Raw genomic sequence first — 11331 nt, 5'->3', positions numbered from 1 at the left:
TCGACCTGCTCTGCCCCTACACCAAGGGCGGCAAGATCGGCCTGTTCGGCGGCGCCGGCGTGGGCAAGACCGTGACCATGCAGGAGCTGATCAACAACATCGCCAAGGCCTACGGCGGCTATTCGGTGCTGGCCGGGGTGGGTGAGCGCACCCGCGAAGGCAACGACCTGTATCACGAGATGATCGAGAGCAACGTCAACAAGCCCGGCGGCGGCGAAGGCTCCAAGTGCACACTGGTCTATGGCCAGATGAACGAGCCCCCCGGCGCGCGGGCCCGCGTGGCCCTCACCGGTCTGGCCCAGGCCGAGTACTTCCGCGACGAAGAGGGCAAGGACGTGCTGCTCTTCATCGACAACATCTTCCGCTTCACTCAGGCCGGCTCCGAAGTGTCCGCCCTGCTGGGCCGCATCCCCTCGGCCGTGGGCTATCAGCCCACCCTGGCCACCGAGATGGGCAACCTTCAGGAGCGCATCACCTCCACCGCGAAGGGCTCGATCACCTCGGTCCAGGCCATCTACGTTCCCGCCGACGACCTTACCGACCCGGCGCCCGCCGCCTCCTTCGCCCACTTGGACGCGACCACCGTGCTCTCGCGCGACATCGCCGCCCAGGCCATCTTCCCGGCCGTTGACCCGCTGGACTCCACCTCGCGGATCATGGACCCGCTGGTGATCGGCGAGGAACACTACAACGTCGCCCGTCGCGTTCAGGAAACCCTGCAGGCCTACAAGGCCCTGAAGGACATCATCGCCATCCTGGGCATGGACGAGCTGTCGGAAGAGGACAAGCTGACGGTCGCGCGCGCCCGGAAGATCTCCAAGTTCCTCAGCCAGCCCTTCCACGTGGCCGAGCAGTTCACCAACATGCCGGGCGTGTTCGTCAGCCTGGAAGACACCATCCGCTCGTTCAAGGCGGTGGTTGACGGTGAGTACGACCACCTGCCGGAAGCCGCCTTCTACAACGTCGGCACCATCGAAGACGCGGTGGCCAAGGCCGAGCGTCTGGCCGCGGAAGCCTAGGAATCATGGCCGAGAAGCTTCACTTCTCCCTGGTCTCGCCGGAGCGCGAACTGTTCTCCGGCGAGGTCGACCAGGTCGACGCCCAGGGGACGGAGGGCGGCTTCGGCGTCCTGGCCGGCCATGCGCCGTTCATGACCGCGCTCAAGGAAGGCCAGGTCGTGGTCCATAACGACGGCCAGCTCACGGTCTTCGAGGTCCAAGGCGGCTTCGCCGACGTGACGCCCGAAGGGCTGACCATCCTGGCCGAACACGCCGTCGAGGCGCGCGCCTGACACGCAACGGTCTAGAACTCGCCTGAAAGCGCGGTTACAGCACTTGCGAGGGACGGCCGCATTGAGTGTGATGCACCATCAAGTGAGGGGAAACGCAGCCATGCGCACCGCTATCGTCAGTCTGATCGCTTTCGCAGGTGTCGCCACCGGCGCCGTGGCCCAGACCCCGTCCACCGAACCTGCGCCGCCGCCCGCGGCGCCGATGACTCCCGCGCCGGAAGCCGCGCCGCCGGCTCCGCCGGCCGCTCCCATGACGCCGCCCGCGACCGCCCCGATGGCCCCCGCCGCGCCGCCCGCGGCCGATCCCATGGCGCCTGCGGCTCCGCCCGCCGCCGAGCCGGAAAAGGTCTACACGATCCCGACCACCGGGGCGGAAGGCCAGATCATCGACGTGCTGAATCGAGTCTGCAAACCCCTGGTGAAGGGTGGCAACCTCGACGAGATCATGAAGGGCATGGCGGGCTACAAGAAGAACCGCCGAGACCTGACCTACACCGCCACCCTGGTGGCCAAGCCCTACACCCTGACCATCTGGCCGACGGGGTCCAACAAGGACGTCTGCCGCATGGTGGTGAACTACCAGATCGGTACTGAGACGCCGATCATCGTGGGTCTCAACATCTTCTCGTTCCTGCACCAGCCCGAGCTGCTGCAGCAGCGGAACGACTACACCCCGAGCGCGGAATACAAGCGCGTCACAAACACCTGGGAATACCTGACCGATAAGGAATCGATCGGCCTCGTGTTCATGCAGCTGAAGAAGCCGGACGGCGCTTCGGTGAACAAGAACTGGGACATGGGCGAAGTGCTCTATTCCGAGCGCAAGTTCTAGGACGCGACAGAGGCCTTGCGGCGCCTGCGGGCGCGGCCTATTTCGAGAGGCGCCGGGGACGACCCCGGCGCCTTTTCCGTTTTCTCCCGGGGACGACCCCATCAGCTAGGAGGCGTCACGCCATGGCTTGGGTCGTTCTGTTTGTCGCCGGTCTCTGCGAGATCGGTTGGGCGGTGGGTCTGAAATACACCGATGGCTTCACCCGCCTCTGGCCCACGGTGTTCACCGGGGTCAGCCTCGTTGTGTCCATGGGCCTTCTGGGAGTCGCGCTTAAGACCCTCCCCTTGGGTACGGCCTATGCGATCTGGACCGGTATCGGGGCCGTTGGCACCGTGATCCTGGGCATCTTCCTATTCAAGGAGCCAGCCACGGTCGCGCGACTTGTGTGCGTGGGTCTGATCGTCTCCGGCATACTGGGCCTGAAGCTGCTGACACCGTCCAGCGACTGACGGGCGATTGACGGACGGCGCGCGACGTCGTTGGCTCCCGCCTCCCTCATCCTAGGAGTTGGATTTGATGATGACGCGCGCCCTGCTGCTTGGGACCGTCCTTGCCTTCACCTGCGCGACGGCCGGCTGGAGCGCCGACCTGCCCAAGCGCGAGGTCGGCCAGATCGTCTATGACGGCGTGCCGGAGACGCCGGCCGCCCTCCAGGCCGCCATCGTGCCCTACTACAACGCCCGCTCGGCGATCTTCGAGGACTGGCTTGCGGACGGATCGATCCTGATCGCCACGCGGTTCGGCGACACCAACCAAATCCACCGGCTGGCCGCGCCCGGCGGCGCGCGCACCCAGCTCACCTTCTTCAACGAGCCGATCAACACCGCCATCGCCCAGCCCAAGGCGCAGCGCTACCTCTACGCCCGCGACGTGGGCGGGGCGGAATACTACCAAGCCTATCTGCGCGGCCTGAACGGCGCCGAGGTCCAGGTCACCGCGCCGAAGACCCGGAACGACAACTTCGTCTTCGCCGGCGATGGCAAGACGCTGATCTGGAGCCAGGTGACCCCCGGTGATCCCAACTACGACATCGTCCTGGGAGAGGTCGCCAATCCCACGGGCCGGCGAACGATCCATGAGGGCAAGGGGGCCATCGCCCCCGTCGACATCTCGCCGGACGGCAAGTGGGCCCTGGTGGCGCGCTACAATTCGGCGACATTCGTCGAGCCCTATGTCCTGGACCTGTCGAACGGCGCGCTGAAGGCTATCGGCCCCGCCGACCGCAAGGTGGGCTATCAGGGCGGCGCCTTCACCGGCGACGGCAAGGCCGTGGTGATGCTGTCCGACGACGGGGCGGAGATGTCCCGTCCCGTGGTTTTCGACCTGGCCACGGGCGCCATGCGCGATCTGGATCCCGGCGCCAAATGGCCGACGGAGTCCTTCAAGCTCAGCCCCGACGGCAAGACCATCGCCTACATGGTCAATGAGGAGGGCTATTCGCGCCTGGTGCTCAAGGACCTCGCCACCGGCAAGGCGCTGGCCGCGCCGAAGCTGCCGCTGGGCGTCATGACGGGCATGGGGTTCTCGCCGGACGGCAAGCGCCTGGGCTTCAGCCTCTCGACCTCCACCTCGGCCGGCGATGTCTGGAGCTGGGACCTGGCCGCCGGGAAATTGACCCGCTGGACGGAGAGCGAGCTGGGCGGCCTCGACCCCGCCAACCTCGTGGAGCCGACCCTGTTTCGCTACGAGAGCTTCGACAAGCGCTCGATCCCGGCCTTCATCTACCGGCCGAAAGGCCTGACCGGGAAGCGCCCGGTGGTGATCCAGATCCACGGCGGGCCTGAGGGCCAGGAACAGCCCAACTTCAACCCGCGCCGCCAGTCGTGGGTCAGCGAGCTGGGCGCCGCGGTGATCATCCCCAATGTCCGCGGCTCATCGGGCTACGGGAAGACCTATATCGGCCTCGACAACGCCGAGAAGCGCGAGGATTCGGTCAAGGACATCTCCGCCCTGCTCGACTGGATCGCCAGGCAGCCGGACCTGGACGCCAGCCGCGTCGCCGTCGTGGGTCAGTCCTACGGCGGCTACATGGTGCTGGCCCTGGCCGCCCATGAGAACGATCGCCTGGCCGGGATCATCGATCTCTACGGCATCTCCAACTGGGTGACCTTCCTGCAGAACACCGAGGGCTATCGCCGCGACCTGCGCCGGGCCGAGTACGGCGATGAGCGCGACCCGGCCATGCGCGCGGTGTTCGACAGGATCTCGCCGCTCAACATGAGCGACCGGATGAAGAAGCCGATGATGGTCTTCCAGGGCGCCAACGATCCCCGCGTGCCACGCACCGAGAGCGAGCAGCTGGTCGCCAGACTGCGCGGGCAGGGGACCGAGGTGTGGTACGTCCTGGCCAAGGACGAGGGCCACGGCATCTACAAGAAGCAGAACGCCGAGGCGGTGCGGGCGACGGAGATCGTCTTCCTGAAGAAGGTGTTGGGGACGGAGTAAGCGTTCGTCGCCGCAACGACTCAGATGCTCCCCCTCTGGGGGAGCTCGCGGCCGAATGGCCGGGTGCGGGGAAGTCTATGGGTCGAAGGCCGACATGGAGTTCCCGCTCAGTGGCGGCCGTCGGGAGCGCGCCGAGGACTGAGGGTCATCAAGCCCATGAACACGCGCCGACGCTCAGGCGACGTCCATCGCCAGGACCCCGTCGAGCCAGGCCAGCACGTCGGCCGCCACTTTGTCGAAGCCTGGCTCGCCCAGCAGCCAGTGGCTCATGCCGGGGACCTGGCGATAGGCCGCGCCGATCCGCTCGGCGGTCTGGCGCACGGTGCCGGGCGGATGGACCACGTCGCGCTCCCCGCACAACACCAGGCTGGGCACGGGCAGTGGGCCTGAACCGACCCCGGTGGTCATGAACGGGTCGAGCCACCAGTTGAGCGTCTCCCAAAGCGCGCGGCCGCTCTCGGGGCGCAGGCGGGCGACAGCGGCTTCGCACTCGGCCTTGGGCATGCGGTTGAGGCTGTACTGACGCATCAGGCCACGATCGGGCGCCACGCCCTGGGCCCAGAACGGCCCCAGCATGTGCAGGCCGAAGGCGGTGACCGCCTCCTCCATCGAGGATCCGGAGACGCCCCACGGCGCGGACGGCGCCAGCAACACCACCGCGCGCAGCTTGGCGCGCCGCGCGGCGAGTTGGACCACCAGCCCGCCCAGGGAGTGGCCGATCAGGATCGGTGGCTGTGACTGCGCTTCGCACAGCGCCGCGATGTCCTTGGCGTAGTCGGTCATCGAGACCCCGACCACGGCGTCGGACCGGTCGGCGTCGCCATGGCCGCGCAGGTCGGGGGTCAGCACCGTGTGGCCGGCGGCCTCGAACGGCGCGCGGAAGGCCTCGAAGGCCCAGCCGCCGCAGAAGGCGCCATGCACCATGATGACCGGGGGCGCGGTCGTTTCTGGGGACCGGCTCAGGCGGCTTGTCCCCGCACGCGCCCGAAATCACGGAAGGCCGTCACGACGGCCTCATAGTTGGCGCGCTTGAACGGCACGACCAAGGCGGGCGCCTCTTCCAGCCGACCCCAGCGCCACGCGTCGAACTCGGGATGACCATTGCCGGATAGGTCGATCTCCGCCTCGTCGCCATCAAAGCGCAGAGCGAACCAGACCTGGCGTTGGCCCTTCCAGCCCTTGGCGATCTTCGAACCGTTGTGCTCGGGCGGGAAGTCGTAGGCCAGCCAGTCCTCGGTGCGGCCCAGTAGGGTGGTGGAGGTCACCCCGGTCTCTTCGGCCAGCTCGCGGAAAGCGGCGACCGTCAGGTCCTCGCCCTCGTCGACTCCGCCCTGGGGGAACTGCCAGTTGTAGGGGTCCGGTGCGGCGTACCTGCGACCCAGCCACACACGTCCGTCGGGGTGGAACAGCACCACCCCCACGTTCGGGCGATAGGCGGACAGGTCGTGGTTCATCTCACCTCATCTAGTGTCCCGATTTCGAAGTTCGCGAGCGTTGGTGGCGGGCTCTGACGAACCTCGGAATCGATAAGGATACTAGCAAATCTAAGTTTCTAGTGTGCTTCTTGGATTTGAAGTTCGCTCAGAGCCAAGTCCTAAAGGCGGGCGAACTTCAAATCCAGCACACTAGCGGCGGGTGGTCAGGGCGGAAGCCGGCGCCAGCTGATATCCGCGAGACTCTACCGATTCAGCCCAGGACGCGACCTGCGATAGCGTCACAGGATAGGCGAAGCCTGAGCCCAGCGCTTGACCGTTCTGCAGGGCCGCGGCCTCGATCTGCAGCAGCTGCTGGTCGATGGCCTCGCCGGAGAGCTGTTCGTCGATGATCCGGGTCGCCGAGGCGCGCGGAATGCCGCCGCCCCGCCGCGCCGCCTGGCCGTCGTCGATGAAGGCCAGGCCCCGGCCGCGCAGGGCGCCGGTGAAGGCGTTCATGCCGGTGTCGGATCCGAGGAAGCGCGAGCCCAGATAGTTGGTCACACCGAAATAGCCGGTGGCGCGCGACAGCACCCATTCCAGCTTCTTCACGGTCTCGGTCCCCTGGGCGGTGGCCATCAAGGTGTAGGGGCCCGGGTCGTTATCGGGATAGTCGACCGGCTCCATGGGCGTTTCCAGCAGCACCTCGTGACCGGCGGCGCGGGCCAGGTCGATCCAGCCCTGCAGCCCCTCGGCATAGGGCACGAACGACAGGGTGATCTCGGGCGGCAGGCCGTCGATGGCCTGGCGGGTGGCCTGGGCGTTCAGCCCCAGCCCGCCGATCACCAGTCCGACCTTGGGCCGGCCGTTTGTGGCGAATGGGCGCGCATAGGCCTCGGCCGGAGTCTTGCCGTTGGCCGCGATGATCGGCAGCAGACCGCCGGGACCCTGGACATGGAAGCCGGCCAGCGGGGCCTGGACCAGGGAATCGGCGGCATGGAAGGCGGCGGCGCCAGCCATGGTGATTGTAGCGTGGCCGCCAAAGGCGCTGCCTGGGCCGAGCGGGGTCTCCGACAGGCGGAAGATATCCTCGGTCACCACGGGCGAATGAGAGGGGGCGATCAGCGCCTCGCGCCAGCCCGGAGGGGCCGCCATCCCCTGCACCTTGGCCAAGGACAACCGCACCACCGGGGTGCTCGCCTTGGGGTCGCCCAGCAGGGCGATGACGGCCAGCAGGGTGATCAGCAGCAGTCCGCCCGCCAGCCCGGCGGTGAGGTGCGGATTGGCGAACGCACGCGCAAGAATGTCCGGCGGCCGGAAGCCGTCACGGGGCGCGGACAAGGCGGGCATGAGGTTTTTCGTCGAAAACATTTACGTGATCACGGAACGTTCCAGCACCGCACCATCGCACCAATATGGTTAACAACGACTTATACAGTGAACATCCCCAAAGCCGCCTCGCCCCTTACGCGAAAAGGGTTCGCGTGAGGCGCGAGAACTGGCGACAGGGTTTACTTCTTGGTGGCGGGAGCCTCGACACTGGCGGTGCGCGCGCCGACCACGGCGGCCATCTTCGGCGCAGGTTTCGGCAGCTTCGGCGTGGCGGCGACCGAGCCATAGCGCAGCACGTCCTTGGCCCGGGCGAGCTGGAAATCGCCGGTCTTGGTGTCGAAGTCGGTGGGGGGCGCCTCGGCGGGCTCGTGGGCGCCGATGCGCTTCTTGCCCTCTTCGGCGTTCAGCGCGTTGCGGAACGAGGCTTCCGAGAACTGGAAGGCGCGGTTGGCGATACGCTGGGCTTCCTCGCGAGTCTCGGCGACCTCCAGATCGGGCTCGATGCCGGTCTTCTGGATCGAGCGGCCGGAGGGCGTGTAGTAGCGCGCCGTGGTCAGCTTCAGCGCGCCGTCGATGCCGCCGTGCAGCGGGATCACGGTCTGGACCGAACCCTTGCCGAAGCTGGTCAGGCCCACTAGTTCCGCGCGTTTGCGGTCCTGCAGGGCGCCGGCGACGATCTCGGCGGCCGAGGCGGAGCCGGAATTGATCAGCACCACCATGGGCAGGCCGCCGGCCGCGTCGCCGGTGCGGGCGTTGTAACGTTCGATGTCGCGCGGATCGCGGCCGCGCTGGGAAACCACCTCGCCCCCGTCCAGGAACAGGTCGGAGATACCGACCGCCTGGTCCAGCAGCCCGCCTGGATTGTTGCGCAGGTCGAGGATCAGACCCTTCATCTTCGGGTTCTTGGCGCGCAGGTCGGCCAGGGCCGCTTCGGCCTCGTCGGTGGTCTTCTCGTTGAAGGCCGAGACACGCAGATAGCCGACGTCGCCCTCCATCTTGGCGGTGGCGGACTTGGGCTTGATCACCTCGCGGACGATCTTCACGTCGAAGGGATCGGTCTTTTCGCGCGCCAGGGTGAGGGTGACGGTCTCGCCCGGCTTGCCGCGCATCTGCTTGACGGCCTCGTTGACCGACAGGCCCAACACGCTCTCGCCGTTGACGGCGGTGATGAAGTCGCCGGCCTTGACGCCGGCCTTGAAGGCCGGGGTGTCGTCCATGGGCGAAATCACCTTGACCACGCCGTCCTCGCTGGTGACCTCGATGCCCAGGCCGCCGTACTCACCGCGCGTCTGATCGCGCATGTCGTCGAAGCTGTCGGGGTTGAGGTAGCCGGAGTGCGGGTCCAGCGAGGTGAGCATCCCGTCGATGGCCGCCTCGATCAGCTTCTGATCGTCGACCTCGGTCACATACTGACGCTCGACGATGTCGACCACGTCGCCGAACAACTGCAGCGTCTTGTAGGTCTGGGTCTTGGGCTGGGCCGAGGCCAGGGCCGCCTGGCTCACATAGGCCATGGAACCGGCGCCGAGCACGAAGGCCGAAGCCCCGATCAGAAGATACTTTCGCATATCAGGCCCTTAAGCCTCCCTTGCGGCGAAAAAGCGCCGCTGACGCATCAATTTCCGGAAGCTGTTTGCGCTCCCGTTCTCAACCAACGCTCCGGGTCGACGGGGGCTCCGCCTTCCCGGACCTCCAGATAGAGCTCGGAGGGAGACTGTCTCCCATCCGGCATCTGTCCGACAGGCGCGCCCGCCGCGACCGATTGTCCGATACCCACGCTCGCCCGGTCGAGGCCTGCCAACACCAGATGGTATCCACCCGGCAATCTCAAGATCAATATGACGCCCCAACCCTTAACGGGCCCCACATACTGGACCAATCCGGCGCTCGGCGCCGTCACGCGGGCGCCCTTCGCCGCGGCGATGGTCAGTCCGTCGGCGCGGCCGCCGCCGGGCATGGTCTCGCCGAACCGATGAGCCAGGGCCCCAGGCGTCGGCATGGCGAGCCCGGCGGGGGCCGACAGCGGCGCGTCCAGGGCCGGGCGCAGGGCCAGCGCCGCGCCCGGCGGCGTGGTCTCGGTCCTCCGTTCGGCGGCGCGGCTGTCGGCGGTGAACAGGGCCTCGCTCGCCACCGCGGCCAGCCGGCGCTGGCGGGCGATCGCCACGGCCTCGGTGGAATAGGCGCGCGCGCGACGTTGCAACTCCGGTGTGATCGCCTTGACCAGGATGGCGGCGCGAACGGCGTCCACCGCGTCGTCGGGATTGACCAGCAGGGCGGGCGGCGGATCGCGGCGAAACTGGGCCAGCACGGTCAGCAGCCGCGCCAGGCGGTTGAGGTTGCGGCCCTGCTCGGCGGTCAGCACGGTCTCCCGGACGTTCAGCTTCTCCAGCCGCGCCCGGTCATCGTCGGCGGCGAGCGCCACGGCGGCGACCGCAAACGTCGCCGTGAGCGCGAGCATGGGGGCCAGGCGACGGGTCATGGCGTCAGGCATAGTCCGCGTCGCGCGCCGGCTCAATTGGACCCTCAGTCGCGGTGATACGGGCCGCCGGCCAAGATGGTCACGGCGCGATAGACCTGCTCGGCCAGCATGACGCGCGCCAGCGCGTGCGGCCAGGTCTGCGGGCCGAAGGCCAGCTTGCCGTGGGCCTGGGCCAGCAGGACGGGATCCAGCCCGTCGGCTCCGCCGATCACCAGCACCAGCTTGCGCGTCCCGTCGTCGCGTAGCCGCGCGATCAACCCCGCGAAGTCCCGCGAGGTGCGTTGCGCGCCGTGCTCGTCGCAGGCGATGACGTGAGCGCCTTCAAGGTGGGGGCGCAGGACCTCGGCCTCGGGCCCCTTGCCGGGCTTCCGAGCCTCGACCTCGACGACCTCTACGGGACCCAGCGCCAGGGCGCGCCCCCCGGCGGTGGCGCGCTCCACATACAGCTTCACCAGGTCGACCTCCGGCGAGCGCGGCAGGCGACCGACGGCGAGGATCGTGATCTTCACGGAGGTGGAGCGGTCGTCAGCTCGAGGCGGTGCGGTGCGGTGCGTCGACCGACCAGATCTTCTCGATGTTGTAGAACTGGCGGACCTCGGGACGGAACAGGTGGACGATCACATCGCCGGTGTCGATCAGAACCCAGTCGCAGTGGGGCATGCCCTCGACCCGGGCCTTGCCGTAGCCCTGCTCCTTGAGCGCGCGCAGCAGGTGGTCGGCCATGGCGCCGACATGACGGTGCGAACGGCCCGAAGCGACGACGAGGCCATCGGCCACCGCGCTCTTGCCCTTCAGATCGATGAAGACGACGTCCTGGGCCTTGTCGTCGTCGAGACGCGCCAGGATCAGTTCTTCCAGGGCGGTGATCCGCGCCTGGGTGTCGAGAGAAGCCTGCGAAACAGCGGCTTCGTGCGCGCTAGGCGCGGGGTCAGGGCTCAGCGGGGTCGCTCCTTTATATCCTCGCTATGAAACCCCTCGTAGCACGAAAAGCGCCATCGGTCAGCCCAAGCGCGTCGCCGCCCTATCGGCGGCCGCGTTTCATGCGTTCGCGCAACACCGTGGACGACTGGAAATTCAACGGTCCGGTCAGGAAAACCCAGCGGGGCGGGGTCGCGCCGGGGAGCAACCGGGCCTGGCGCGGCGCGACCCTGGCATGGGCGAAGCGCTTGGCGGCGGGGGAGAACCGGCTCCGCAGCGAGATCCAGGGCCGCGAAACCACGGCGACAGGAACCTCGGCCATGATCTGGGTCCAGCCCCGCCAGCGGTGGAAGCTGGCCAGGCTGTCGGCCCCCATGATCCAGACGAAGTGAACCCGAGGGAAACGCGCCTTCAGCGCCCGCAGGGTGTCGATGGTGTATTGCGACCCGGTCGCGGTCTCGGCGTCGGACACGATCATCGTGCGGCCACGGGCGAAGGTCCTGGCGCCGGCGATCCGCGCTTTCAAAGCCGCGGTTTCCTCGCTGGGCTTTAGCGGGTTCTGCGGCGAGACCAGCCAGATCACCCGGTCCAGGCCCAGGCGCCTTCGCGCGGTCTCGGCCAC

At 67.8% G+C, this 11331-nt stretch carries 13 protein-coding genes; 5 read left to right on the top strand and 8 right to left on the bottom strand.

Features of this window, described 5'->3' with window-relative positions:
- From atpD to RMO04_RS00890, 5 genes are all read left to right on the top strand, one after another.
- Nucleotides 1-1019 (top strand): F0F1 ATP synthase subunit beta (gene atpD / locus RMO04_RS00910; RefSeq protein ID WP_309642915.1); only part of this gene is annotated, 1019 nt, incomplete at its 5' end.
- Between the two features lie 5 nt (nt 1020-1024).
- Nucleotides 1025-1291: an ATP synthase F1 subunit epsilon gene (locus RMO04_RS00905; RefSeq protein ID WP_309642914.1), complete on the top strand. Its 267-nt coding sequence runs from the start codon at nt 1025-1027 to the stop codon at nt 1289-1291.
- 100 nt (nt 1292-1391) lie between these two features.
- Nucleotides 1392-2123: a hypothetical protein gene (locus RMO04_RS00900; RefSeq protein WP_309642913.1), complete on the top strand. Its 732-nt coding sequence runs from the start codon at nt 1392-1394 to the stop codon at nt 2121-2123.
- Between the two features lie 122 nt (nt 2124-2245).
- Nucleotides 2246-2572 carry a quaternary ammonium compound efflux SMR transporter SugE gene (sugE, locus tag RMO04_RS00895; RefSeq protein ID WP_309642912.1) on the top strand — a complete coding sequence of 109 codons (327 nt, stop codon included), beginning with the start codon at nt 2246-2248 and terminating at the stop codon, nt 2570-2572.
- Between the two features lie 67 nt (nt 2573-2639).
- Nucleotides 2640-4568, top strand: coding sequence for a S9 family peptidase (locus tag RMO04_RS00890; RefSeq protein ID WP_309642911.1), 1929 nt, complete (start codon nt 2640-2642; stop codon nt 4566-4568).
- Between the two features lie 174 nt (nt 4569-4742).
- On the opposite strand, the gene RMO04_RS00885 is transcribed toward RMO04_RS00890, so the two are convergent.
- From RMO04_RS00885 to RMO04_RS00850, 8 genes are all read right to left on the bottom strand, one after another.
- Nucleotides 4743-5492, bottom strand: a complete 750-nt coding sequence (locus tag RMO04_RS00885; RefSeq protein WP_309642910.1) for an alpha/beta hydrolase — start codon at nt 5490-5492, stop codon at nt 4743-4745.
- Between the two features lie 35 nt (nt 5493-5527).
- The gene (locus tag RMO04_RS00880; RefSeq protein WP_309642909.1) at nt 5528-6022 is read right to left on the bottom strand and encodes an RNA pyrophosphohydrolase; all 495 of its coding nucleotides are present in this window, start codon (nt 6020-6022) and stop codon (nt 5528-5530) included.
- Between the two features lie 171 nt (nt 6023-6193).
- Complete coding sequence (locus tag RMO04_RS00875) at nt 6194-7330, bottom strand: divergent polysaccharide deacetylase family protein (protein WP_309642908.1); 1137 nt, start codon at nt 7328-7330, stop codon at nt 6194-6196.
- A gap of 161 nt (nt 7331-7491) precedes the next feature.
- Nucleotides 7492-8880, bottom strand: a complete 1389-nt coding sequence (locus RMO04_RS00870) for a S41 family peptidase (protein ID WP_309642907.1) — start codon at nt 8878-8880, stop codon at nt 7492-7494.
- 47 nt (nt 8881-8927) lie between these two features.
- Nucleotides 8928-9791 carry a peptidoglycan DD-metalloendopeptidase family protein gene (locus RMO04_RS00865; RefSeq protein WP_309642906.1) on the bottom strand — a complete coding sequence of 288 codons (864 nt, stop codon included), beginning with the start codon at nt 9789-9791 and terminating at the stop codon, nt 8928-8930.
- 44 nt (nt 9792-9835) lie between these two features.
- Nucleotides 9836-10300 carry a 23S rRNA (pseudouridine(1915)-N(3))-methyltransferase RlmH gene (rlmH, locus tag RMO04_RS00860; RefSeq protein ID WP_309642905.1) on the bottom strand — a complete coding sequence of 155 codons (465 nt, stop codon included), beginning with the start codon at nt 10298-10300 and terminating at the stop codon, nt 9836-9838.
- 16 nt (nt 10301-10316) lie between these two features.
- A complete protein-coding gene (gene rsfS, locus RMO04_RS00855) occupies nt 10317-10730 on the bottom strand; it encodes a ribosome silencing factor (protein ID WP_309642916.1) in 414 nt (137 codons plus the stop codon).
- 82 nt (nt 10731-10812) lie between these two features.
- A partial coding sequence (locus tag RMO04_RS00850; RefSeq protein WP_309642904.1) for a nicotinate-nucleotide adenylyltransferase occupies nt 10813-11331 on the bottom strand: 519 nt, incomplete at its 5' end.

The sequence above is a fragment of the Phenylobacterium sp. genome, assembly GCF_031412415.1.
Taxonomy (GTDB): Bacteria; Pseudomonadota; Alphaproteobacteria; order Caulobacterales; family Caulobacteraceae; genus Phenylobacterium.
The sequence above is the reverse complement of the archived record's forward strand: the minus strand, read 5'-3'. Positions and strand labels throughout refer to the sequence as shown.